This window comes from Nonomuraea sp. NPDC050227, from assembly GCF_044459705.1.
Lineage (GTDB): Bacteria > Actinomycetota > Actinomycetes > Streptosporangiales > Streptosporangiaceae > Nonomuraea.
Genome location: NZ_JBITJF010000004.1, coordinates 685,388 through 708,503, shown reverse-complemented (window position 1 = coordinate 708,503; position 23,116 = coordinate 685,388). Strand labels below are relative to the sequence as shown.

Below are 23,116 nucleotides of genomic sequence, written 5' to 3'. Positions count from 1 at the left end.
CTTGGAGCGTCCATGGATCGTCTGTTCGTGCGGCTGGCCCTCTACGTGGTCAGGTTCGCCGGGGCCGTCGCGGGGGTGTGGGGGGTCGCCTACGCCGTCAACGGCGCCACGCAGGCCGGCGGGGAGATGGTCGTTCGCGTCCTCCCCCGCTTTGAGGCCGCCGAGCGGCTCGGGCTGAGCGGGGTGAAGCTGCCCCGCGGCCTCTCCCTGGGAGGCGGGGAGCTGTCGCTGCGGGTCTGGGACTCGACGGCGGCCGAGCAGGTGCTCTTCCGGGCGGACGTGCTGGTCGGCGGCCTGTGCGCGCTCGTCGCCGCCCTCCTGGTCGGAGGGCTGCTGACGTCGGTGTTCGAGGGCGAGCCGTACCGCCGCGGCAACGCGGCGCGGGTCGCCTGGCTCGCCGTCCTCGCGCTCGTCTCGGGAGCGGCCCAGGCGCTGCCCGCGCTCGCGGTGGCCGCCGTGCTCGACCGCGCGGGGGCGGGCGGGACGTTCGGGCCGCCGTCCGGGCTGTCCTGGCTGCCGTTCACGGGCGCGGCGCTGCTGGCGGCGCTGGCCCTGGCGCTGCGGGCCGGAGGCCGGGCCCGCGCCGACGTCACGTCCGTCCCATAGTGTCGCGATCATGACGATCGAACTGCGCGCCGTCCGCGAGGACGACCTGGCGTTCCTGACCCGCCTGATCGGCGACCCGGACAGCAGCGGCGAGTACCAGTGGTACGGCTGGCAGGACCCCCACCGCCTGCGCCGCCTCTGGGAGGAGAACGGGATGCTCGGCGAGGACGGCGGCATGCTCGTGATCGCCTCCGGCGAGGACCGGGCGGGCCTCGTGTCGTGGCGCAGGCAGCTCACCTCCCGGGTGTCGTACTGCTGGGAGATGGGCCTCATCGTGGCGCCCGGCTTCCGCGGCAAGGGGCACGGGACGCGGGCGCAGCGGCTGCTGGCGCGCTACCTGTTCGACCACTCACCGGTCAACCGGGTGCAGGCGACCACCGAGCTCGGCAACGTGGCCGAGCAGCGGGCGCTGGAGAAGGCCGGTTTCACCCGGGAGGGCGTGCTGCGCGGCTGCGGCTTCCGCGCCGGCGAGTGGCGTGACGGCGTGATGTACGGCATCGTCCGCGCCGACCTGGACCGGACCCCGGCCCCTCCGGGCGGCTGACCAGCGGCGGCGCGGACCCCGGCGGAGATCAACACGGGCTCAACGGATCCTCAACACCGGCGCCCCTACGTTGCGATCACACGATTTCGCACCAAGGGGGAGCACATGCGCAACTTTCCAGCTCTGGCGCTCGCCGCGGTGGTGGCCGGCGGCCTCCTGACCGTCGCCTCGCCCGCCGGCGCCACCGTCCAGGACGCCCGGCAGGTGTCGCGGACGCAGGCCGCCGGGCCGATCAACTACTCGTGCGGCGCGCGGCTGCGGGTGAGCCGGGACGTGCCCAGGAACACCTGGCACCGCATGGCGAAGGCGAAGGGCCGCCGCGGCATGGTCTACCTGTACGAGGCCGACGGCGTCTACCGCGGCCGGAACGTGTGGTGGGCCTGGGGCACCAGCCTGCGCTCCGGCGACCGCATCTCCATCGACTGGACCGACGACGGAGGCCGCACCTACCACGCCTGCCACGCGGTCGTCCGGGGCGGCGGACGCCGCAGCGTCACGTCGTACGCGGTGGACGCCCCGAACGGCCGCAAGTTCCGGGCGTGCGTGAAGGCCGCGGGCAAGTGGTCGTGCACCCGCGGCTGGTGGGAGATCAGGTATTCCTGACCGGCCGGTCCGCCGGGCAGGGCGTGCGAGCTGCGGCGATACGACCGCGACCGCTTGACATACCGGACAACCGGCACATAGTGTCCCGTCAATCGGCAGGCACAGACGAAGAGATCCCTGTCAGTGGTCTTCGTCTGTGCCTTTGTCGTATCCGGACCGCTGGCAAGGGATCACACCCCCCTGAAAGGCGGCTGGGCATGAGCGACGCCCCCGTGCAGAACACCTCGGTCACGCAGATCCGCAACGCCGGAGACGCGGCCGACGTCATCAACACCCTGACGAGGCTGGCCGGCCGGGCCAACTGGATCTGGTTCCTCGCCCTGGCGGGCCTGTTCCTGGACGCCTACTCCAACGCGGCCCTGGGCGCCGGCCTGTCCCCCATGGTCAAGCAGCTCGGCCTGTCGCCGGGCCAGGTGGGCGTGCTCACCGCCATGGCGCCGGCCATCGCCATCATCTCCAACCCGTTCGGCGGCTGGCTGGCCGCCCGGATCGGCCGGGTCAAGCCGCTGCTGCTGACCAAGGTGGTGTTCGCGCTCGGCGCGCTGCTGACCGCCGCCGGCTCCGACTTCCAGACCGTCTTCGCCGGCCGCGGCCTGGTCGGCATCGCGTACGGCATCGACTTCGCGGTGGCCATGGCGCTGCTGGCCGAGTACACGCCGTCCGCGCTCAAGGGCAGGCTCAACTTCTGGCAAGGCGTCTGGTACACCGCCACCACCACGAACCTGCTGCTCACGCTGGTGTTCTACCGTTTCGACGTGGGCGCGGACATCTGGCGCTGGTCGGTGGGCTCCTCGGCCGTCTTCGCCGTCGTGCTGCTGGTGCTGCAACTCGCTTTCCTGGTGGAGAGCCCGACGTGGCTGGCCGCCAAGGGACGGCTGCGCGACTCCGCCGCGGCCCTGCGCCGCATGTACGGCTTCGCCGTCCAGGAGGACGCCGGGCGGGACGGCGTCGCGGCCGAGCAGGGACGGCAGGTGGGGTTCGGGGACGCGGGCGTGCTGTTCCGCAGGCCGTACCTGCCGCGCACGGTGTTGTCCACGGTCATCTCGCTCACCCAGGCCATGCAGTACTTCGCGGTCGGCTGGTACCTGCCGGTGATCAGCCTGGAGCTGTTCGGCAAGGAGTTCGAGAAGGCCACGATCGGGTCGATGGCGTTCAACGCGGTCGGCATCGTCGGCGGCTGCCTGGCGGCCTACACGGGCCGCCGCCTCGGCCTGCGGGTCAGCTCGATGGCCGGGTACGCGGTGGTGTTCGTGGCGCTGCTGGTGATGGGCGCGACGTTCAAGGAGCTGCCGGTCGCGCTGGCCGCGCTGCTGCCCGTGCTGTTCATCTTCTTCCACTCCGCCGGGCCCGGCCCGAACGGCAAGTCGATCGCCGCGCTGTCCTACCGCAGCGACATCCGCACCCTGGGCACCGGCGTGACCGGCATGCTCGGCAGCCTCGGCTCGGTCGCCGGCCTGTACCTGTTCCCGCAGTTGCAGGCGGGCATCGGGGTCGGCGCCAGCCTCATGGTGCTCTCGGTGGTGCCGCTGGTCGGCCTGGTCACCTGCCTGCTGATCAAGTGGGACCCCACCCGCGTGGCGGTCAACCTGGAGGAGGAGGAGATCGCGCTGCGGAAGAGGGACGAGCGCCGATGACCGGCCGCACCCGGCGCGGGATCCTCAGCGTCGACGAGGGCACCACGGGCACGCGCGCCGCCGTCGTCCTGGACGACGGCTCGGCGGCCCCGCCCGCCTACCGGCCCATCTCGGTCCACTCCCCCGACCATCTGCGGGTCGAGCAGGACGCCATGGAGATCTGGGCGAAGACCGCCGAGGTCTGCGCGCAGGCCCTGGAGTGGGCGCGGGCGCACGACGTCGAGGTCACCGGCGTGTCGATCGCCACCCAGCGCGCCACCGTGCTGCTGTGGGACACCGTCACCGGCGAGCCGCTCACCCCCGCCGTGGTCTGGCAGGACCGCCGCTACGCCGCCCGGCTGCGCCAATGGGAGCCCGGCTGGGACGCCCGCCTGGTCGAGCACACCGGCCGGCCGGTCGGCTCGCGCGCGCCGCTGCTGTGGGCCGCCGACGTGCTGCGCGACGACCCGGACGTGCGCCGGGCGCACGAGGCGGGACGGGTGGCCTTCGGATCGGTCGACACCTGGCTGGTGTGGCGGCTGACCGGCGGCGCGCGGCACGTCATGTCCGCCACCAACGCGGTCGCCGCCGGCGCCTATGACCTGCGCACCGGCGACTGGTACGAGCCGTGGCGGGACTTCCTCGGCTGCCCCCGCGACGTGCTGCCGCAGATCCTGGACGAGGACGGCGACTACGGCCACACCGACCCGTCGGTGCTCGGCGTGCGGCTGCCGGTGTTGTCGGTGATGGGCGACCAGCACGCCGCGATGATCGCGCTCGGCGCGCACCGGCCGGGCCAGGCGATGTGCGTGCACGGCACGGGAACGTTCCTGGACGCCGTGGCCGGCGACCGGCCGCCCGCTCATCGCCGGGCGGTGCCGGGGGTGCTGACGCTGGTCGGCTGGCGTTCACGCGGCGCGGCGGTGTTCAGCCTGGAGGGCTACGCCGCCACGACCGGCTCGGCGGTGCGCTGGTTGTGCGAGGAGATCGGGCTGTTCGACTCCCCCGCCCAGCTGACCGCGCTGGCCCGCGAGCATCCCGGGCCGAGCCGGGTGCGGTTCCTGCCCGCGCTGGCCGGGATGCGCACCCCGGTCTGGTCGCCCGAGGCCACCGGCGTCCTGACCGGGCTCAGCCTGTCCACCACCCGGGCCGAGCTGGCCCGGGGCGTCCTGGAGGGCATCGCGCACTCGGTGTGCGACCTGCTGGACGGGGTGGAGCAGGCGCTCGGCGCGCCGGTCACCGATCTGTTCTGCGGCGGCGGCCTGGCCAGCAGCGACGTGCTGATGGCGAGCCAGGCCGACCTCGTCGGGCGGCCGGTCCGCCGCGCCCGCGCCAACGAGACGGCCAGCCTGCGCGGCGCCGCCTACCTCGGGGGCGTGCGCGCGGGGCTCTGGCCCGACCTGCCCGCCGCCCTCGCCGGGCTCGGCGACGTCCCCGTCTTCGAGCCCACGTTGCCCGACGCCGCCCGCGAGGAGGCCCGCGCCGCCTGGCGTGACCTGCTCTCCCGGCACATCTCGTACCAACAGGAGGAATTCCCCTCGTGATCCGGCTTCCAGAACGCAAGCCCAGATCGGAGACCAGGAGCGCCATCCGGCGCACCCCGCTGCGGCTGGACCGTCAGGCGCAGATCGAGCGGCTGGCCGGAAGGCCGGTGGACGTGCTCGTCGTCGGCGGCGGCGTGACCGGCTGCTACGCCGCGCTGGACGCCGCCACCCGCGGCCTCAGCGTGGCGCTGGTGGAACGCGACGACTTCGCCTCGGGCACCTCCTCCAAGTCCTCCAAGATGGTCCACGGCGGCCTGCGCTACATCGAGCAGGGCAACCTGCCGCTGGTGCGCCGCTCGCTGCTGGAGCGCCAGCGGTTCCGCCGCAACGCGCCCCACCTGGTGCGGCGGCTGCCGTTCGTGCTGCCGATCCTCGCCCAGGACGGCGTCTTCGACGCCCGCATCGCCAAGGCCTTCGAGGGCCTGCTGTGGACCTACGACCTGGCGGGCGGCTGGCGCATCGGCCGGCTGCACCAGCGGCTCAGCGTGGCCGAGGTGCTGGCCAGGGCGCCGCGGCTGCGCGCCGACCGGCTCAAGGGCGGCCTGCTCTACTACGACAGCCGCACCGACGACGCCCGCCTGACCCTGACCATCGCCAGGACCGCCGCCCACTTCGGCGCCACCGTGCTGAACGGCGCCACCTGCCGCGAGCTGGTCAAGGAGGGCGGCCGGGTGCGCGGCGCCCGCGTCGAGGTGGACGGCCGCACGGTCGAGGTGCGCGCCGGGGTCGTCGTCAACGCCACCGGCGTGTGGACCGACACCCTGGACGCGCTGTCCGATCCGGCGCACCGGCCGCGGGTGCGTCCGGCCAAGGGCGTGCACATCGTGGTGCCGTGGACGCGGCTGCCGGTGGACGGCACGGTCACCGTCCCGGTGCCCGGCCGGGCCCGCCGTGCCACCTGCACCCGCTGGGGCGACGTGGTCGTGGTCGGCACCACCGACACCGACTACGACGGCTCGCCCGACGAGGTGCTGTGCACCCGCGAGGAGATGCAGTACCTGCTCGACGGCACCAACACCGCCTTCGACGCCAACCTCACCCCGGACGACGTGATCGGCTCGATCGCCGGGCTGCGCCCGCTGGTCGGCGAGAAGGAGGGCGCCACGCTCGACATGAGCCGCGACCACCGGATCATCACCGACGGCTTCGGCCTGGTCACGGTCACCGGCGGCAAGCTGACCACCAGCAGGCACATGGGCGAGCTGGCCGTGGACGAGGCGCTGAAGGTGCTCGGCCGCAAGGCCCGCTGCCGCACCGCGCGGCTGCCGCTGCTCGGCGGCGCGGGCTACGACGCCGAGGCGACCACCGCGACCGGCGGGCTCGGCGCCCACCTGGGCGAGCGGTACGGCACCGAGGCCAGGTTCGTCGCCGACCTGATCACCGAGGACCCGTCGCTGGCCGGGCCGGTCGTCGAGGGCAGCGAGTACCTGCGGGCCGAGGTGGTCTACGCGGCCCGCTGCGAGCTGGCCAGGAACGTGGACGACGTGTTGTCGCGGCGCACCCGGATGCGGGTCTTCGCCCGCGACCTGTCGGTCGAGGCGGCTCCCGAGGTGGGCCGGCTGCTCCAGCGCGAGCTCGGCCTCTCCGACGACGAGGTGGCCCGGCAGGTCGAGGACTACGTACGCGGCGTGGACCGCGAGAAGAGCGTTCTGATGGAGGGACTTTCATGATCAGCAGGCAGACCGTCACCCACCCGTTCAACCGCGGCGACTACGTCGTGGGCGCGCCCACGCCGCCGCGCTGGGCCGCCGACTGCCCGCCGGGGAAGGGCCCGGCCAGCCTGCAGGGCCAGGTCGTGCCGGTCCCCGAGAGCGTGGTGGCCGAGCTGCGCGCGCTCGGCGCCGCCGTGCACACCGACCGGGACGAGGTGATCCTGCGCACCCGCGACTGGTGGGCGGGCACCTCCATCGGCGAGACCGACGGCCGTCCGGCCACGCCGGAGGCGGTCGTGGTCGAGGTGGACGAGGAGGAGCAGGTGGCCGCCGTGGTGCGGATCTGCCACGAGCACCGCATCCCGCTGACCGTCTCGGCCGGGCGCAGCAACGTGCTGGGCGCCGCGCTGCCCGTGCACGGCGGCGTCGTGCTGGACGTGTGCCGGCTCAACCGCATCCTGTCCTTCGACGCCGAATCCATGATCGTCGAGGTGCAGGCCGGCATGTTCGGCGACCTGTTCGAGAAGGAGCTGCAGGAGACGCACGGCGCCACCACCGGCCACTGGCCGTCGGCGTTCGCCATCTCCACCGTCGGCGGCTGGGCCGCCTGCCGCGGCGCGGGCCAGCTCTCCACCCGCTACGGCAAGATCGAGGACATGGTGGTCGGGCTGGACGTGGTGCTGCCCGACGGCACCACCGCCAGCTACGGCACCTACCCGCGCGCCGCGGTGGGCCCCGACCTGCGGCAGCTGTTCATCGGCTCGGAGGGCACGCTCGGCGTCATCACCCGGCTGCGGCTGCGTACGCACCGGCTGCCCGACTACGCGGTGGGCATCGCCTACGGCTTCGACACCTTCGCCGCCGGGCTCGACGCGTGCCGGGAGATCCTGCAGCGCGGCGCCACCCCGGCCGCGCTGCGCCTGTACGACGCGCACGAGAGCGGCACCCACTTCGGCGAGCCCGGCACCAACCTGCTGCTCGTCGCCGACGAGGGCGACCCGGTGCTGGTCGACGCAGTCATGAAGATCGCCGACGAGGTCTGCGCCGAACGCGCGTCGGTGAAACTGGACGGCGCGGCCGTCTTCGCCCGCTGGCTGGACGAGCGCATGATCGTCGGCAAGGCCGCCGACGGCTTCGTCCGGGGGCCGGGGTTCGTCTCCGACACCTGCGAGATCGCCGGGCCGTGGGCCGCGCTGCCCGCCCTGTACGACGAGGTCGTGGCCGCCATCGAGGCCGTCCCCGGCACGCTGCGCGCCTCGGCCCACCAGTCGCACGCCTACACCGACGGCGCCTGCCTGTACTTCTCGCTGCGCGGCGACGTCGAGCGCGACCAGCGGCGCGCCTGGTACCGGGCCGCCTGGGACGCCGCCGCCGAGGTGCTCGTCAGGCACGGCGCGGCGATCAGCCACCACCACGGCGTCGGCCTGCTGCGCTCGCCGTACATGCGGGACGCACTGGGCAGCGGCTACCCCACGCTGGTGGCGGTCAAGCAGGCGCTGGACCCCCGGGGCATCATGAACCCCGGCAAGCTGGGGCTGCCCGCACCCTTCGAAAACACGGCGCACTAAGGTGGATGCGGTGAACTCTCGACACAAGGGTCCGCTGGATCAGCGCCTGCTCGCCGCCCTGGCCGAGCATCCCGTCGCCGCGTCGCTGGTGGGGGTGGAGATGGTCGAGCGGTTCACCTCCTCCGCCACGCCGATCGGCATCCTGGCCTCGATCCCGCTCGGCGACCTGGCGGCCACGGTCCAGCGCACGGTGGCCGCCCGGAAGATCGCATTCGTCAACATCGACTCCACCCCCGGCCTGGGGCACGATCCCGGGGCGCTGGCCTACCTGCAGGGCATCGGCGCGGTCGGGGTCGTCTCCACGCGGCAGGCGATGATCGAGCGGGCCACCGGGCTCGGGCTGCTGACCATGCAGAAGGTGTTCGTCACCGACCGGTCGAACCTGCGGCGCAGCCTGCAGTCCATCACCCGGTCGCGGCCCGACCTGGTGCAGCTCATGCCGGCCATGGTGCTGCGGCACGTCGAGCGGCAGGTGCGGGCGGTGGGCGTGCCGTGCCTGGCCGCGGGGTTCGTGCAGAGCGCGGACGACGTGGTGGAGGCGCTGCGGCACGGGGCCGTCGGCGTGTGCACCTCCGACGAGGAGCTGTGGGGGCTGCGCCGCTCGGCCCTGCGCGCCTCCTGATCCGTCTTCATCCGGAAGGACCTTGCGATGACGCCTGCCCGCGTGCGGGAGACCGCCGCCGCCACGGCGCCCGTCCGGCGCGCCGGGAGGCGGTGGCCGGTGGCGCCCGGGGTGTTCGTCGTCCTGTGGAGCAGCGCGTTCATCGCGGGGATCCCGGGGGTCAGGGCGGCGCCGCCGCTGTTGCTGATGTTCGGCAGGTTCGCCGTCGCCGGGGTGTTGCTGGGGGCGTACGCGCTGGTCAGGCGGGTCCCGTGGCCCCGGGGGCGGGACCTGGCGCACGTGGCCGTGGCCGGGCTGCTGATGCAGGCCGTGCAGTTCGGCGCCTTCTACAGCGCGCTCGGCGCGGGCCTGCCGGCCGCGGTCGTGTCCCTGGTGCAGGGGCTGAACCCGGTGGTCATCCTGCTGGTCGGCCGGGTGCTGGGCGAGCGGGTCGGCGCCGGGCAGTGGGCCGGGTTCGCGCTCGGCCTGGCCGGGGTGGTCCTGGCGGTGGCCGACCGGATCAGCCTGTCCGCGTCCGGGGTGGCGCTGTGCCTGCTGGGGCTGGCCGGGCTCAGCGCGGGCACCCTCTACCAGCAGCGGTACGCCCCCCGCATGGACGCGCTGAGCGGCACCGCGGTGCAGCTGCTGGTCAGCGCCCCCGCCGCCGGGCTGGCCTGCCTGGCGCTCGGCCCGGTCCGGGTGTCGGACTGGACGGCGTTCGGGCTGTCGGTCGGCTGGATGGCGCTGGTCAACTCCATCGCGGCGTTCATCCTGCTCAACCGGATGTTGCTGCGCTCCCCGGCCAGCCGGGTGAGCACGGTGTTCTTCCTGACCCCGGCCGTGACCGCCGTGCTGGCCTGGTCGCTGGCCGGGCAGCCGCTGCCCCCGCTCGCCGTGGCCGGGCTCGTCCTGGGCGGCTGCGGGGTGCTGCTGGCCAACCTCTCGACACGAAGAAGGGCGAACTGATGCGCATTCGCGGCGCGGTCCTGGAGGACATCGGCCGGTCCCGGCCCTACGCGGAGTCGCGGCCCCTGACGGTCTGCGACCTCGAACTCGATCCGCCGGGGCCGGGCGAGCTGCTGGTGCGGGTGGAGGTGGCCGGCGTGTGCCACTCCGACCTGTCGGTGGTGGACGGCAACCGGGTGCGTCCCACGCCCATGCTGCTCGGCCACGAGGCGGCGGGCGTGGTGGAGCGGACCGGGCCGGGCGTGGACGACCTCGCCCCCGGGCGGCGCGTCGTGATGACCTTCCTGCCCAGGTGCGGCGGCTGCGCCGGCTGCGCCACCGAGGGCGTGACGCCCTGCCTGCCGGGCAGCGCCGCCAACAACGACGGCACCCTGCTGAGCGGCGCGGTCCGCCAGCACAGGGACGGCGTCGCGGTGCTGCACCACCTCGGGGTGTCGGCGTTCGCCACGCACGTGGTGGTCGACCGGCGCTCGGTCGTCCCGGTCGATCCCGACGTGCCGGCCGAGGTCGCCGCCCTGCTCGGCTGCGCCGTGCTGACCGGCGGCGGCGCGGTGCTCAACGCGGGCCGGCCGCGCCCCGGGCAGACGGTCACGGTCGTCGGGCTGGGCGGCGTGGGCATGGCGGCGCTGCTCACCGCGCTGGCCCTCGACGACGTCCGGGTGATCGGCGTGGACGCCAACCCGGCCAAGCTCGCCATGGCCCGCGAGCTGGGCGCGCACGAGGTGTACGGCCCGGACGAGCTGCCCGCCGAGGCGGACGTCGTGGTGGAGGCGGCGGGCAGCGCGCGGGCGTTCGAGACCGCGGTGACCGCGACGGCCCCCGGCGGCCGCACCGTCAGCGTGGGCCTGCCCGCGCCCGGCGCCCGCGCCTCGATCTCGCCGCTCGCGCTGGTGGCCGGCGGGCGCAGCGTCATCGGCAGCTACCTGGGCTCGGCGCTGCCGGCCCGCGACATCCCGGTGTTCGCCCGGATGTGGCGCGAGGGCCGGCTGCCGGTGGAGCGGCTGGTCTCGGCCCGGATCGGCCTGGCGGCCGTCAACGAGGCGATGGACCAGCTCGCCGACGGCGCCGCCCTGCGCCAGCTGATCGTCTTCGACGGCTGACCGCCGGGGCCGGACGCTACCCGGACGCGACGACCAGCGTCTGCGGGCCGCCTGCTTCATCCGGCCGCGGGCCCAGGTCAGCTGGGTGGCGGTCTCGTCCTCGCAGTCGCCGGGTGTTGCCGTCCATGTGCGCCGTCCTCGCGCGGCCCGTACGGCGTGCGCGAACCCCACGGGCCGGCGATGCGGCCAGACATTCCGGCGGCTCCTTCTGGGGTGGGAGATCCGGACCGCATACCCCCACCTGGCCGTCCCATGCCATCGCCGTGGCCCGGCCGTCGGAAAACGGGATGCGGCCGGCCCCCGTCCGGGGTGAGGATGGCCGCGCACGGCCGTCGGAGCCGTCCCCCGGACGAGGAGCGTGCCATGAGCGCCGCCGGAACCGCTCACCCGCAGGTCACCGTCCGCACGGGCCGGCTGCGCGGCCGGATCGAGGGCGGCGTGGCCGTCTTCCGCGGCGTGCCGTACGCGCGCCCACCGGTGGGCGGCCTGCGGCTGGCCGCCCCGGCGCCGCCCGAGGCGTGGGACGGCGTGCGCGAGGCCGCCGCGTTCGGCCCGCCGCCGCCGCAGTCCAGGCTGCTGGGCGCCGCCGGCGACGCCGGCACCGACGGGAACTGGCTGACCGCCAACGTGTGGACCCCCGACCTGGGCGCGACCCGGCTGCCGGTGATGGTGTGGATCCACGGCGGCGGCTACATGTACGGCTGGTCCGGCGACCCGCTCTTCGACGGCGGCGTGCTCGCCCGGGACGGCGTCGTCGTGGTCACCGTCAACTACCGGGTCTCCGCCGAGGGCTTCGGGCACTTCCGCGGCGCGCCCGCCAACCGCGGCCTGCTGGACCAGGTGGCCGCCCTGCGCTGGGTGCGCGAGAACGCCGCGGCCTTCGGCGGCGACCCCGACCTGGTCACCGTCTTCGGCGAGTCCGCCGGAGCCGGGAGCATCGCGGCGCTGATGACGATGCCCGGCGCGGCCGGCCTGTTCCGCCGGGCGATCGCGCAGAGCGTGCCGGGCCTGTTCTTCACCCCCGAGCTGGCCGCCGATCTCGCCGCCGCGGTGGCCGCCGAGCTGGGAGCGGCCCCGCACGCGGACGAGCTGGCGCGCCTGCCGCAGGAACGGCTGATCGAGGCCGGCGACGCGGTGGCGGCCGGCATGGGCGGCAGTCCGCGCTGGGGCCTGGCCGCGCACGTCCGCACGCCGTTCGCGCCGGTCGTGGACGGCGAGGTGCTGCCCGCGACGCCCTGGCGGTCGCCGGCAGGCGGGGTGGACCTGCTCGTGGGGCACAACCGCGACGAGTACCGGCTGTTCATGGCGCTCGGCGGCGAGCTCGGCCAGGTCACCGCCGAGCAGGCGGCCGCCGCGCTGCGGGCGCTGGCCCCCGACCCGGCGGCCTACCGGGCCGCCCACCCGGAGGCCGGCGACGAGCGGCTGTACGAGCTGGTCCACTCCGACTGGCTGTTCCGGATGCCGTCCGTACGGCTGGCCGAGGCCCACGGCGGGCGCGGCCGGGCTCACCTGTACGAGCTGACCTGGCCCGCCCCCGGCATGGGCGGGATGCTCGGCGCGTGCCACGGGCTGGGCCTGCCGCTGACGTTCGGCAACCTGACCGCGGGCGCGGCCGGGCTGCTGCTCGGCCAGGAGCCGCCGCCGGAGGCCGCCGAGCTGTCGGCCCGGGTGCGGGCGGCGTGGACCGCCTTCGCCGCGACCGGAGACCCGGGCTGGCCGGCGTACGAGCCGCGCGAGCGGCTGACCTGGATCATCGACGCCGAGCCGGGCACGGCGGCGTACCCGGAGGAGGCGTCGCGCCGGTTGTGGGCCGGGCACGCCTTCGACCCGCTCCCGCTGGCGGCGTCCGGGCCGGCGTGAGCACCGGTCACCGCGGGCGGGCCGGGGTCAGTCGCAGGACTGGGTGCTGACGGGGTTCGTGGCCGTGGCGGCCTGGCGGGCGTCGGGCGCGACCTCGCCGGCGGTCAGCGCGTAGCCGGTCTCCACCTGGCCGGCGACGGCGGCGAAGATCACGCCCAGCACGCGGCCGTCCACGGCGAGCAGCGGGCCGCCGGAGTTGCCCTGCTGGATCTTGCCCCGGACCAGGTAGACGTCCCTGGTCACCTGCGAGGCGTGGTAGATGTCGGGGCTGCCGGCCCGCTGCCGCGCGGCGACGCGGGCGGGCTCCGGCGTGAAGCCGCCGCCGTTCGGGTAGCCGGCGACCAGCGCGTCCTGGCCCTCCCTGGCCCGGGTGTCGAAGGAGAGCGGGGGCAGCCCGAGGCCGGGGACGTACAGGACCGCGACGTCCCGCCGGGGGTTGTACCAGACGACCTGCGCCGGGTGCGGCCGCTGCTGGTGGTCGACCACCTGCAGGTCCGTGTCCACCCCGGCCACGACGTGCGCGTTGGTCATGATGTGGTCGGGCGCGTACGTGAAGCCGGTGCCGGTGATGCGCTTGCCGCAGGAGGAGGCGGTCCCCTGGACCTGCAGGATGCCCGTCCTGGCCTGCCGCAGCGCCGGGCTGCGCAGCACGGCCACGTCCGGCGGCGGCACCCGGACGGGGCTCATCCCGGCGATGGTGTCGAGCACCGGCGGGAAGTCGGACCGGTCGATGAACCGCTTGAAGGGCCGCTGCCAGTTCCGCGCCGCCTCGGGCGCCGCCGCGTCGAGCGTGGACAGCAGCGCCGAGCCGCGGATCTGCTCCACCACCAGCGTCCACGGGCTGGACACCAGCAGGCTGCCCACGAGCCAGGCGACCAGCAGCACGAACGTGGCGTTGACCAGCCCGCCGCCCAGGGAGTCCAGGATCCGGGCCGGTTCGCCGGGCAGGTACGTGCGTAACCGCACCCCCAGGGTGGACGCGGCGAACTGGCCGGCCAGCGCGATCAGGAACACGATGACGACCGCGAAGGCCGTCTGCGCGATGTCGCCGGTCACGAGCGCGTTCGTCACGGCGGGGGCGACGGCGATGCCCAGCACGCATCCGGCGACGAACCCGATCGAGCTCGTCACCCCGACGACGAACCCCTGCCGGAACCCCGCCACGCCGAACCCGACCACCAGAACGACCAGGACGACGTCGAGCAGATCACCGGACACAAGCAAAGACAATCATCTTTTCCCCCACAAGGGAGGATCAAGTCCGGTACGCCGGATTTCCTTGATCGGCGAGCGGGTCAGTCAGCCATGCCGATGACCTGCCGGACCGTCTCCGGACGGCCGAGCGCGGCGAGCATGGCGTGGGCGACGTCGGCGCGGGAGACGTACCGGCCGCCGGGCACGTTCTGGCCCACCGCCGTCCGGTAGGCGCCGGTCAAGGGCTTGTCGGTGAGCTGCACCGGCCGGACCAGCGTCCAGTCCAGGCCGCTGTCGCGCACGGCGTCCTCCATGACGGCCAGGTCCAGGTACTGCGGGCGCAGCGCGGCCTTGACCAGCGGATACACCACGTATCGCAGGAACGGCCCGTCGCCCGGGTCGTGCCGGGGCGGGTTGGGGCGGCCCGGCGAGGGGGTGGTGCCCACCGGGGCGGCGCTCACCACGACCAGCCGGCGGGCTCCGGCGGCCTCCATGGCCGCGAGGATGGCCTTGGTGCCCCGGGACGCCACCCCGGCCGCGGCGTTGTTCGGCGGGCCGAGCGCCGACAGGACGGCATCGGCGCCCTCGACGGCGGGCCGCAGGTCGCCTGCCTCGGCCGTGGTCAGGTCGGCGACGGGCACGACCCGGACCGGCAGCCCGTCCAGCCTGGCCGGGTCGCGCACGACCGCCGTGACGTCGTGCCCCTGGGCCAGTGACTGGGCGAGCAGTTGCCGGCCGACGCCGCCGCCGGCGCCGAAGACGGTGAGTTTCACGAATCACTCCGAGGGTTCTGAAGGGGTCCGGCGCGAACAGTCACCGGTAAGACGGAGCCGGCCCGGCAAAGGTGACATCCCCGCAAAGCCTCGGCCCCGGACGCGACATGCCCACCGGCTTCCGGCCAGGCCCGCTCAGAGGTCGGCCGTGACGTCGGGGACGTACCCTCCGGCGCGGCGCGGGGGGCGCCGGTAGCCGGTGGCGGGCGGTCGCGGCGGGATCTCCAGCGGCGCCCGCTCGACCCGCCGGTAGGGGATCGTGGACAGCAGGTGCGCGATCATGTTGATCCTGGCCCGCCGCTTGTCCTCGCTCTCCACCTCGTACCAGGGCGCCTCGGGGATGTCGGTGTGCACCAGCATCTCGTCCTTGGCCCGGGAGTACTCCTCCCACCTGGTGATCGACTCCAGGTCCATCGCCGACAACTTCCACCGGCGCATCGGGTCCGCCAGCCGGTCGTGGAAGCGCCGCTCCTGCTCGGCGTCGCTCACCGAGAACCAGTACTTGCGCAGCAGGATCCCGTCCTCGACCAGCAGCCTCTCGAAGATCGGACATTGGTGCAGGAAGCGCGTGTACTCCTCCTGCGTGCAGAACCCCATCACCCGCTCGACCCCGGCCCGGTTGTACCAGCTCCGGTCGAACAGCACGATCTCCCCCGCGGCCGGCAGGTGCTCGACGTACCGCTGGAAGTACCACTGCGACCGCTGCCGGTCGGTCGGGACGGGCAGCGCGGCGATCCTGGCCACCCGCGGGTTCAGGTACTCGGTGACCCGCTTGATCGTGCTGCCCTTGCCCGCGGCGTCGCGCCCCTCGAAGATCACCACGACGCGCCGCCCCTCGGCCCGCACCCACTCCTGCAACTCCACCAGCTCTTCCTGGAGGCGGCGGAGTTCCTTCTCGTACGGCTTGCGGCGCAGCCTGTCAGTCCCCATGCCTGCGGATTCTAGAAGGGCGCCGCGCTCACCCCAGGACGTCGGAGAGCGGACGCCGGGGCGTGCCCTTCTCCTCGAAGGTGACCCCCAGCCGCATGATCATCTGCGGATGCTCCCCGGAGAACAGCTCCAGCCGCAGGAACTCCCGCAACAGCTCCAGCTCCAGGGCCTGCGTGTGGAAGGCGGCGCTGACCCCGTGCGCCGACGCCTGCAGCAGCACCCGCTGCAGCGCCTGGCCGGTGGCCAGCCAGTCCCGCCGGTCGTCCGCCCGCGTGGTCAGCACGGCGACCACCCCGACGGCCGTCTCGTCCTGGCCGCCCGGCGCGCCCCAGCCCTGCCGCCACGCGTAGTGACGCTGGGGGAAGACCGCCTCCGTCGGCGCGCCCTCTCGCGGGTAGCTCCCGGCCGGCACACCGTCGGCCCGCGTGCTGCCCGGCGGCCTGGCCCACCGCACGACCTCCAGCCCGAACCGCTGATCCTGCTCCTGCACGCCCTGCGCCGCCCGGGTCAGCGCGGCCAGCACCTCCACCGCCTCCGCCGACCGGACGGGCGTCAACCGGACCCCCTCGCCCATCGCCGCCCTCACCAGCGACTCCACGAACGCGTCAGGGACCGGGACGTCGGCGAAACCCGCCCGATGCGTGTGACGCCGCTCGATCTCGCCCGCGAGCACCCGCGTCACCTCGTCCGGCTCGCTCTCCCGGCCCGGCCGGACCGTCGCCAGCAACCCGGGCCGATCGGGATCCGGCAGGACCCGGACGACCGGCTCGAACCCCGCGCGCCGCATCGCGACGCACATCGTGAACAGCGCCGCGCCACAACTGATCACCAGCTCCCGCCCGGTCACGTCACCGGCCTTGAGCTGCCTGCCGGTGTCGGCCTTCAACCCGATCTCCACGTCGGAGACCGAGAAGGTCCACGGCTGGGTGTTGTGCACGGAAGGGGCCCATCGAGCGGCCTCGACCGCCGCGTCCATGGCCTGTCTCGGCGAGCACGTGCTCATGGTCCACCTCCAGAAGACGACCGCGTCGAAATGTTCGGTCTTCTCTGTCCGGCCTACCCCGCCAGGATGAGACCTCCCAGGACGCCAGGCACAGGGCCGGAGGACCCGCGCCACGAGGGTCCAAGGACACTTCCGGGGCCGGCGCGAGTGCCGGAGGGCCACGGAGTTCAGGACGTCCGGCGGTGTCGCCCCGCGATCGCGCGCGTCAGTCTGGGACCAGGATCGTTCACGGGAAAGAGATGATGATCATGGTCCCGATCCGTTCCCTCCTCGCCGCCGCCCTGGCGGTGACCGTCACCGGCGTGCCGGCCTTACCCGCGCGGGCGGCGCGGCAGGCCGCCGTCCCCGTCCTGGTCGGCATCCGGGCCGCGCACCTGCCCGGCCTGGACCGGCTGGTCTTCGAGTTCCGCGGCCCGGTCCCGGCCCGGCACGACGTGCGCTACGTGTCCCGGCTGGTCGCCGACGGCTCCGGACGGACGGTCGGCGCGGTCGGCGACGCCCTCCTCCAGGTCCGCTTCGACCAGGCCGACGGCCACGACCGCCGGGGCCGGGTCACCTACGGCCCCACCCGCCGCACCTACGCGCTGCCCGGCGTCGTCCAGGTCGTCAACACCGGGGACTTCGAGGCCGCGCTCACCTTCGGCGTCGGGCTGGCCAGGCGCGTGCCCTACCAGGTCCGCACGCTCACCCGGCCGAGCCGGGTCGTCGTCGACCTCACCACGTCCTACCGGACCGTGTCCGTACGCGACCACTTCCTCGACACCACCGCCCGGAGCCCGCGCACGGCGGCCGTGACCCGCCCGGTGGCCCCGCCGGCGACCGCCTACGGCGCGCTGCAACGGCTGTTCGCCGGCCCGACCGAGGCCGAACGGGCGCGCGGCCTGCGCTTCGTCAGCTCCAAGGCCACCGGCTTCGGCAGGCTGACCGTCGCGGACGGGATCGCCAGGGTCCACCTGACCGGCCCGGTCGACGGCGGCGGATCGGCCTTCACCATCGCCGACCAGATCAGGCCGACGCTCAAGCAGTTCCCGGCGATCCGGTGGGTCAAGATCTATGACGCGGCGGGGCGTACCGGGCATCCCGCCGGGCCGTCGGACTCGATCCCCCGTTCGCTGGCGCCCGGCTGAGGCCGGCCGGGGTGCCGCTTGGCACGTCTTCCCAGGAGAACGGCCATGTTGATCTTCTTGGTTCGTTCATGATGGCGGGGTGACCACGCCTTGTCCTCCGTGATCCGTACGCGGGGCCGCCCCGTCCGTCCTGACGGACTCGGGACGAAGGTCCTCCCGTCAAGAGCCGCCCGCCCCTGCCGTCCCCGCCGGGGCGCCCGCACAGTGCTTCAAGGAGGTGTCCGTTGAAAGCGTTGATCGACCTTCTGGCCCGGCGCGTACGCCTGTACCGTCCCGACGGCAATCCCCTGCGCCGCCGTTCCGACCGGCTGGAGGCGCTCGCGGTGCTGGTGACCGGGCTCGTGGTGCTGGCGGGCGTCTGGCCCGCCGTCCTCGTGGGCCGGCTGGCCTACGAGGGCGCGCTCCACGAGGAGAGCGCGCACGCCGTGGGGCGGCACCAGGTCAGGGCGACGCTGCTGGCCGACGCGCCGGCCGCCCGCGTCGCCCTCACCGAGATGCCGGTGGGCGAGCAGCGGGCGATGGCGAGCTGGACGACGTCCTCGGGCGCGGCGCGCAGCGGCCCGGTGCCGGTCCCCGGGGTGGCCAGGGCCGGTTCGACGGTCCCGTTGTGGATCGACGCCGCCGGCCGGCCCGTGCCGCCGCCCACCGCCCGTACCGTCCTGCGGACGAGGGGCGTGGTGACCGGCCTCCTGCTCATGTCCGTGATCGCCCTGGCCGCCGCGGGCGGGTTCGCGGCGTTCCGGTGGTGGACGGATCGGCGGCGGTACCGGGAATGGGAGGTCCAGTGGGCGCGGGCCGGCGAGGACTGGGGACGGCGGCGCAGCCCCTGATCGCGCCGCCCGTCCTTCACCGCGGCTCGCGGCCCCCGGCGTCGTCGGCGGGACGGATCACCGCGACCGGGCAGCGCGCGTGGTGCAGCACCCCTCTGCTGACCGAGCCGAGCAGCAGCGAGCCGAACGCGCCCCGGCCGCGGGAGCCGACCACCAGCAGGTCGCAGGGCGCGCCGGTGATCGCCTCGACCGGATGGGCGCTCTGCACGTCCTCCACGATCGTCACCTCGGGATGCCTCTCCCGCCATCCGGCCGTCCTGGTCCGGATCACCGCGCGCTGGGCGGCCCGGACCTCGTCCACGTCGTAGGCGATCTCCGGCGCGAAGGCGTGCACGGGGATCTGCCAGGCGTGGATCAGGCGCAGCGTGGCGCCGCGCAGCCTGGCCTGCTCGAAGGCGTAGCCGATGGCCGGCTCGCAGACGCCGGAGTCGTCGATCCCGACGCCGACCTCGCCGACCCGCTCCGGCGGGTCCGCGCGCACCACCACCACGGGACACCGCACCTGACCGGCCACCTGCGTGGTCACCGATCCGAGCAGCGCGCCGGCGAACCCGCCCAGCCCCCGGTTGCCGATGACCAGCTCGTCCGCCCGCCGCGCCTGATCCTGCAGGACGGCCGCGGGCGTCCCCTCCACGATCTCGGCGTGCACCGGCACGGACGGCTGCCGCGCCCGGACGGCCGCCTCGGCCCGCTCCAGCACCCTGGACGCCGCCAACAGCAGGTTGTTCCACTGCCCGAAGTCGGGAAACCTGCCGACGCTGTACGGCTGCCGGTCCAGGGCGTGCACGATGTGCAGCTCCGCGCCCGTACGCGCCGCGTCGTCGGCGGCCCAGCCCAACGCGGCGTCCGACGGCGCGGACCCGTCCACGCCGACCATGATCCGTCCCGGCATGCTGCCTCCCGGCCGTGGATCTTCCTCGGTCCCCGCCTGCCCAAAGTCAGGAGCGGGCGAAGAAACCCCAAGTTCGCGGGCCGGAAGCCGTCCGGAGCCGCCCCGGATCGCCTCCGCCGTCAGATTTCTCCAAGTTTTGGGGCTGGCGATCCTGTCCGCTCACCTCCCGGACGGCTGAATGAGTAGGGGAGGTATTGAGCGATGTCTGAGCTGGTCGTGGTGGGTGTCGACGGATCGCCGTCCGGGTTCGACGCCGTGGCGTGGGCTGCCGACGACGCCTTCAGGGCGGGGGCCGCGCTGCGGATCGTGTCCGTGGTGGAGACCTGGCCGTACCAGGTTCCGCAGATCGCCGCCGTCGAGTGGGAGAGCTCGATGACCGAGCGCGCGCGGGAGATCCTGGCCAAGGCGCAGGAGATCGTCGGCGAACGCCGGCCCACGGTCGAGGTGAGCACCCGGGTCATGACCGGGAAGGCGTCGGTCGCCCTCCGGGAGCAGGCGGCCGAGGCCGCCGAGCTGGTGGTGGGGCGCAGGGGGGCGGGCGGCTTCGCCGGTGCCGTGCTCGGCTCGGTCAGCATGAGCGTGGCCGGTCAGGCGCCCGGCCCGGTGGTCGTCGTCCGCGACGGGGACGCCGCCTCCCACGACGAGGTCGTCGTCGGCGTGGACGGCTCCCCCGCCTGCGAACCGGCCCTCGACTACGCCTTCCGGCAGGCCGAGCTGCGCGGCGGCAGCCTGCGGGCGGTGCACGCCTGGCCGCTGCCGTTCGCGCTGGCCCCCGACTTCTCCTGCGACATCGAGGCGCTGCGGGAGAGCCACCTGCGCGTCACCAGGGAGCAGCTCACCCCGTGGCAGGAACGGCATCCCGACGTCAGGGTGATCGCGGACGTCCAGTGCGGCCATCCCGTCAAGACGCTCGTCGCCGCGGGCGACCGGGCCGACCTGCTGGTGCTCGGCTCGCAGGGCAGGAGCGGGCTGGGCTCGTTCGTGCTCGGCTCGGTGATGCGCGGCGTCCTGCACCACGCGCGCTGCACCGTCGCGGTGGTGCGCGAGCGATCTTGAAGCGGCGGCGGGGACTCCCGGCCCGCCGTCCAGGGACCAACGCCCCTACGGCGGGGCCGCGTCGCCGGATGGGATGGAGTCAGGACCGAGAACCCCCGAGGTGAACGATGAACCTGACCGTCGAGGACGTGATGACCCGCGAGGTCGTCTCCGTGGGCGCCGCCACCCCGTTCAAGGAGATCGCCGAGGCGCTGGCCGGCCGCGGGATCGGCGCCGTGCCGGTGCTCGACGACGACCGGCACGTCATCGGCGTCGTCTCCGAGTCCGACCTGCTGTGCAAGGAGGAGTTCCGCGAGCAGTTCCCCGGCGAGGGCTACCGGCCGCCGCTGCTGTCCCGGGTGCGCCACCGGCCCGGCGGCAGGAAGGCCACCGCGGTCACGGCCGCGGACCTGATGACGAGCCCGCCGGTCACGATCACCGCCGAGAGGTCGGCGGTCACCGCCGCCCGGCTGATGAACGCCCGCGACGTGCGCCGGATCCCCGTGGTCGACCACAACGGCCGCCTGGTGGGCATCCTCAGCCGCGGCGACCTGGTCAGGATGTTCCTGCGCGGCGACGAGGAGATCGCCGCCGTCGTCCGCGACGACGTCCTGCGCCGGGCGTTGTGGATGGACACCGGGAACGTGCGGGTCTCGGTGCGGCAGGGCGTGGTCACGCTGTCGGGCCGGATGGACCGCCGGTCCGAGGCCGCGCACGCCGTCCGCCGGACCCGCGGCGTCAACGGCGTCGTCGGCGTGGTGGACGAGCTGTGCTGGCGGCTGGACGACGTGCCCGCCTGACTCCCGGCCCGTCAGGAGGTGCGCGGCGTCACCAGGCCCGACTCGTAGGCCAGGACCACGAGCTGGGCGCGGTCGCGCACGCGCAGCTTGGCCATCGCCCGGTTGACGTGGGTCTTGGCGGTCATCGAGCTGATCGCCATGTGGGCGGCGATCTCGTCGTTGGACATCCCCCGCGCGACCAGGGCGACGGCCTCGCGCTCGCGGTTGGTCAGCTCCCGCAGCTCCTCGCCGGCGGTGGCGGCGGGCGGCCGGGTGACGTACCGGTCGATCAGCATGCGGGTGATCGACGGCGCGAGCAGCGCGTCGCCGCGGGCCGCGACGCGCACGGCGTGCAGGAAGTCCTCCGGCACGACGTCCTTGACGAGGAACCCGGCCGCGCCGGCGCGCAGCGCGTTGAAGACGTACTCGTCCAGGCCGTAGTTGGTCAGGATGACGACGCGCACGCCGGCCAGGGCCGGGTCGGCGGCGATGCGGCGGGTCGCCTCGATGCCGTCCACGACCGGCATCTGGATGTCGATGAGCGCGACGTCCGGCAGGTGCTCCCTGGCCAGGGCCAGGCCCTGCGCCCCGTCGGCGGCCTCGGCGACCACCTCGATGTCGTCCTCCAGGTCGAGCAGCGCGCGGAACCCGCCGCGCAGCAGCGGCTGGTCGTCCACCAGCAGGACCCGGATCACGGCGTGCGGTCCATCGGCAGCTCGGCCTGGACGGTGAAGCCGCCCGCGCCGCGCGGAGCCGCCCGCAGGCTGCCGCCGAGCGCGGTGACGCGTTCACGCATGCCGATCAGGCCGACGCCGGGCACGGGGGCGGCGTCCGGCGTGGCCGTGCCGTCGTCGTCCACGCGGATCGCCAGCGCGTCGAGACGGTAGTCGATGCGGACCTCCGCGGTCGCGGCGGCGGCGTGCCGGGCGATGTTGGTCAGGGACTCCTGGACGATCCGGTACGCGGTCCGGTCCACCGCGGCCGGCACGTCGCGTCGTTGTCCCTCGATCGTCAGCGTCGCGTCGAGGCCGGTGGTCCTGGCCCGTTCCAGCAGCTCGGGGACCCGGTCCAGGCCGTGCGGCGGAGTCGTGTCGTCGCGCAGCGCCTCCAGGGTCGCGCGCAGCTCCCTGGTCGCCTCGCGTCCGGCCTCCTGGATCACCAGCAGGGCCTGCGGCACCTGCTCCCCCTTCCTGCGGGCAACGTGCACGGCCACCTCGGCCTGCACCTTGATGACCGAGATCTGGTGGGTGAGCGAATCGTGCAGGTCCCGCGCGATGCGCAGCCGCTCCTCGTCGGCACGCCGCCGCGCGGTCTCCTCCCGGGTGCGCTCGGCCTCCTCCGCCCGTCCCTCCGCCTGCCGCAACGCCTCCCCCGCGGCGCCGGCCGCGACCAGCCAGGCCAGCTCCAGCGCGCCCCTGGCCTGCGCGAACGCCTCGCCCGTGTCGTGCAGCCCGGAAGCCAGCGCGGCCAGGGGCAGCAGGGCCAGCACGATCACGCTCGCGGCCACGGTGACCAGCCGCCTTCCGGCCCGCATCGCCGCGTACACCGCGAACAGGTACGCCACCGCCGGCACGTCGAACCCGGCCGCCTGGTACCCCACCGCGCACAACCCCGTCACGGCCAGGACGGGCACCGGTGCCCGGCGGCGCGCGACCAGCGCCAGCCCGCCGGCCGCCAGCAGCGCGTAGCCGAGCGGCGCGAGGTGGGTGGCGGAAGGCTGCCCGGACAACCCGGTGATCACCAGCGCCGCCGCCACGCCGGCCGCGACCAGCCAGTCGATCACCCCGGCTCCGACGCCGAGCCGCCTTGTGCTCATACGCGCACCATAGCCGCATGTCCGGCCGTACGACTCCGGCAGGAGGATCACCCGCCGCCTACCGCGGACGCGGTACGCCC

22 protein-coding genes are annotated in these 23,116 nt (G+C 74.4%); 15 read left to right on the top strand and 7 right to left on the bottom strand.

Annotated features, from left to right (window positions below):
- Positions 1-12 precede the first annotated feature (12 nt).
- From ACIBK9_RS20225 to ACIBK9_RS20175, 11 genes are all read left to right on the top strand, one after another.
- Positions 13-606, top strand: coding sequence for a hypothetical protein (locus ACIBK9_RS20225; protein ID WP_397160121.1), 594 nt, complete (start codon positions 13-15; stop codon positions 604-606).
- A gap of 10 nt (positions 607-616) precedes the next feature.
- Complete coding sequence (locus ACIBK9_RS20220; protein WP_397160119.1) at positions 617-1,150, top strand: GNAT family N-acetyltransferase; 534 nt, start codon at positions 617-619, stop codon at positions 1,148-1,150.
- A gap of 105 nt (positions 1,151-1,255) precedes the next feature.
- On the top strand, positions 1,256-1,753 hold the full coding sequence (locus ACIBK9_RS20215) for a hypothetical protein (protein WP_397160117.1): 498 nt from the start codon (positions 1,256-1,258) through the stop codon (positions 1,751-1,753).
- Positions 1,754-1,950: 197 nt separating this feature from the next.
- Positions 1,951-3,387 carry an MFS transporter gene (locus ACIBK9_RS20210; RefSeq protein ID WP_397160115.1) on the top strand — a complete coding sequence of 479 codons (1,437 nt, stop codon included), beginning with the start codon at positions 1,951-1,953 and terminating at the stop codon, positions 3,385-3,387.
- Positions 3,384-4,910 (top strand): FGGY family carbohydrate kinase, encoded by a 1,527-nt coding sequence (locus ACIBK9_RS20205; protein ID WP_397160113.1) that lies wholly within the window; start codon positions 3,384-3,386, stop codon positions 4,908-4,910. The genes ACIBK9_RS20210 and ACIBK9_RS20205 overlap by 4 nt, the downstream gene beginning before the upstream one ends.
- Complete coding sequence (locus ACIBK9_RS20200) at positions 4,907-6,580, top strand: glycerol-3-phosphate dehydrogenase/oxidase (protein ID WP_397160111.1); 1,674 nt, start codon at positions 4,907-4,909, stop codon at positions 6,578-6,580. The genes ACIBK9_RS20205 and ACIBK9_RS20200 overlap by 4 nt, the downstream gene beginning before the upstream one ends.
- Entirely contained in the window at positions 6,577-8,130 is a 1,554-nt protein-coding gene (locus ACIBK9_RS20195) for an FAD-binding oxidoreductase (RefSeq protein ID WP_397160109.1), read from the top strand. The genes ACIBK9_RS20200 and ACIBK9_RS20195 overlap by 4 nt, the downstream gene beginning before the upstream one ends.
- A 10-nt stretch (positions 8,131-8,140) precedes the next feature.
- On the top strand, positions 8,141-8,752 hold the full coding sequence (locus ACIBK9_RS20190) for a glycerol-3-phosphate responsive antiterminator (RefSeq protein ID WP_364334559.1): 612 nt from the start codon (positions 8,141-8,143) through the stop codon (positions 8,750-8,752).
- Between the two features lie 27 nt (positions 8,753-8,779).
- The gene (locus ACIBK9_RS20185) at positions 8,780-9,697 is read left to right on the top strand and encodes a DMT family transporter (protein WP_397160107.1); all 918 of its coding nucleotides are present in this window, start codon (positions 8,780-8,782) and stop codon (positions 9,695-9,697) included.
- Entirely contained in the window at positions 9,697-10,797 is a 1,101-nt protein-coding gene (locus ACIBK9_RS20180) for an alcohol dehydrogenase catalytic domain-containing protein (RefSeq protein ID WP_397160105.1), read from the top strand. Before ACIBK9_RS20185 ends, ACIBK9_RS20180 begins: the two co-directional genes overlap by 1 nt.
- 363 nt (positions 10,798-11,160) lie before the next feature.
- Entirely contained in the window at positions 11,161-12,657 is a 1,497-nt protein-coding gene (locus ACIBK9_RS20175; RefSeq protein ID WP_397160103.1) for a carboxylesterase/lipase family protein, read from the top strand.
- Between the two features lie 27 nt (positions 12,658-12,684).
- Here ACIBK9_RS20175 and ACIBK9_RS20170 read toward each other — a convergent pair whose 3' ends face one another.
- The 4 genes from ACIBK9_RS20170 to ACIBK9_RS20155 form a co-directional block, all read right to left on the bottom strand.
- Positions 12,685-13,875, bottom strand: coding sequence for a MarP family serine protease (locus ACIBK9_RS20170; RefSeq protein WP_397160101.1), 1,191 nt, complete (start codon positions 13,873-13,875; stop codon positions 12,685-12,687).
- Positions 13,876-13,952: 77 nt separating this feature from the next.
- Positions 13,953-14,624, bottom strand: coding sequence for an NAD(P)-dependent oxidoreductase (locus ACIBK9_RS20165; RefSeq protein ID WP_397160099.1), 672 nt, complete (start codon positions 14,622-14,624; stop codon positions 13,953-13,955).
- A gap of 135 nt (positions 14,625-14,759) precedes the next feature.
- On the bottom strand, positions 14,760-15,554 hold the full coding sequence (gene ppk2 / locus ACIBK9_RS20160; RefSeq protein ID WP_397160097.1) for a polyphosphate kinase 2: 795 nt from the start codon (positions 15,552-15,554) through the stop codon (positions 14,760-14,762).
- A 28-nt stretch (positions 15,555-15,582) separates the two neighbouring features.
- Positions 15,583-16,557: an Acg family FMN-binding oxidoreductase gene (locus tag ACIBK9_RS20155; protein ID WP_397160095.1), complete on the bottom strand. Its 975-nt coding sequence runs from the start codon at positions 16,555-16,557 to the stop codon at positions 15,583-15,585.
- A 248-nt stretch (positions 16,558-16,805) separates the two neighbouring features.
- Between ACIBK9_RS20155 and ACIBK9_RS20150 the strand changes: the two genes are divergently transcribed.
- Both ACIBK9_RS20150 and ACIBK9_RS20145 read left to right on the top strand, forming a co-directional pair.
- Entirely contained in the window at positions 16,806-17,684 is an 879-nt protein-coding gene (locus ACIBK9_RS20150; protein WP_397160093.1) for a GerMN domain-containing protein, read from the top strand.
- A gap of 224 nt (positions 17,685-17,908) precedes the next feature.
- Positions 17,909-18,514: a hypothetical protein gene (locus tag ACIBK9_RS20145; protein ID WP_397160091.1), complete on the top strand. Its 606-nt coding sequence runs from the start codon at positions 17,909-17,911 to the stop codon at positions 18,512-18,514.
- Positions 18,515-18,530: 16 nt separating this feature from the next.
- Here ACIBK9_RS20145 and ACIBK9_RS20140 read toward each other — a convergent pair whose 3' ends face one another.
- Entirely contained in the window at positions 18,531-19,406 is an 876-nt protein-coding gene (locus ACIBK9_RS20140) for a universal stress protein (RefSeq protein ID WP_397160089.1), read from the bottom strand.
- 201 nt (positions 19,407-19,607) lie between these two features.
- On the opposite strand from ACIBK9_RS20140, the gene ACIBK9_RS20135 reads away from it, so the two are divergent.
- Positions 19,608-20,462, top strand: a complete 855-nt coding sequence (locus tag ACIBK9_RS20135) for a universal stress protein (RefSeq protein WP_358293618.1) — start codon at positions 19,608-19,610, stop codon at positions 20,460-20,462.
- Positions 20,463-20,569: 107 nt separating this feature from the next.
- A complete protein-coding gene (locus ACIBK9_RS20130) occupies positions 20,570-21,241 on the top strand; it encodes a CBS domain-containing protein (RefSeq protein WP_397160086.1) in 672 nt (223 codons plus the stop codon).
- Between the two features lie 11 nt (positions 21,242-21,252).
- Here the strand turns inward: ACIBK9_RS20130 and ACIBK9_RS20125 are convergent, their stop codons facing one another.
- Entirely contained in the window at positions 21,253-21,915 is a 663-nt protein-coding gene (locus ACIBK9_RS20125; protein WP_357971711.1) for a response regulator transcription factor, read from the bottom strand.
- Positions 21,912-23,036 (bottom strand): sensor histidine kinase, encoded by a 1,125-nt coding sequence (locus ACIBK9_RS20120; RefSeq protein WP_397160084.1) that lies wholly within the window; start codon positions 23,034-23,036, stop codon positions 21,912-21,914. Before ACIBK9_RS20120 ends, ACIBK9_RS20125 begins: the two co-directional genes overlap by 4 nt.
- Positions 23,037-23,116: the final 80 nt, after the last annotated feature.

Excerpts from the sequence above, each read along its gene's own strand:
- ACIBK9_RS20225 (WP_397160121.1), top strand. The coding sequence starts at position 13 with ATGGATCGTCTGTTCGTGCGGCTGGCCCTCTACGTGGTCAGGTTCGCC.
- ACIBK9_RS20220 (WP_397160119.1), top strand. The coding sequence starts at position 617 with ATGACGATCGAACTGCGCGCCGTCCGCGAGGACGACCTGGCGTTCCTG.
- ACIBK9_RS20215 (WP_397160117.1), top strand. The coding sequence starts at position 1,256 with ATGCGCAACTTTCCAGCTCTGGCGCTCGCCGCGGTGGTGGCCGGCGGC.
- ACIBK9_RS20210 (WP_397160115.1), top strand. The coding sequence starts at position 1,951 with ATGAGCGACGCCCCCGTGCAGAACACCTCGGTCACGCAGATCCGCAAC.
- ACIBK9_RS20205 (WP_397160113.1), top strand. The coding sequence starts at position 3,384 with ATGACCGGCCGCACCCGGCGCGGGATCCTCAGCGTCGACGAGGGCACC.
- ACIBK9_RS20195 (WP_397160109.1), top strand. The coding sequence starts at position 6,577 with ATGATCAGCAGGCAGACCGTCACCCACCCGTTCAACCGCGGCGACTAC.
- ACIBK9_RS20185 (WP_397160107.1), top strand. The coding sequence starts at position 8,780 with ATGACGCCTGCCCGCGTGCGGGAGACCGCCGCCGCCACGGCGCCCGTC.
- ACIBK9_RS20180 (WP_397160105.1), top strand. The coding sequence starts at position 9,697 with ATGCGCATTCGCGGCGCGGTCCTGGAGGACATCGGCCGGTCCCGGCCC.
- ACIBK9_RS20175 (WP_397160103.1), top strand. The coding sequence starts at position 11,161 with ATGAGCGCCGCCGGAACCGCTCACCCGCAGGTCACCGTCCGCACGGGC.
- ppk2 (WP_397160097.1), bottom strand. The coding sequence starts at position 15,554 with ATGGGGACTGACAGGCTGCGCCGCAAGCCGTACGAGAAGGAACTCCGC.
- ACIBK9_RS20155 (WP_397160095.1), bottom strand. The coding sequence starts at position 16,557 with ATGAGCACGTGCTCGCCGAGACAGGCCATGGACGCGGCGGTCGAGGCC.
- ACIBK9_RS20150 (WP_397160093.1), top strand. The coding sequence starts at position 16,806 with ATGGTCCCGATCCGTTCCCTCCTCGCCGCCGCCCTGGCGGTGACCGTC.
- ACIBK9_RS20140 (WP_397160089.1), bottom strand. The coding sequence starts at position 19,406 with ATGCCGGGACGGATCATGGTCGGCGTGGACGGGTCCGCGCCGTCGGAC.
- ACIBK9_RS20135 (WP_358293618.1), top strand. The coding sequence starts at position 19,608 with ATGTCTGAGCTGGTCGTGGTGGGTGTCGACGGATCGCCGTCCGGGTTC.
- ACIBK9_RS20130 (WP_397160086.1), top strand. The coding sequence starts at position 20,570 with ATGAACCTGACCGTCGAGGACGTGATGACCCGCGAGGTCGTCTCCGTG.
- ACIBK9_RS20120 (WP_397160084.1), bottom strand. The coding sequence starts at position 23,036 with ATGAGCACAAGGCGGCTCGGCGTCGGAGCCGGGGTGATCGACTGGCTG.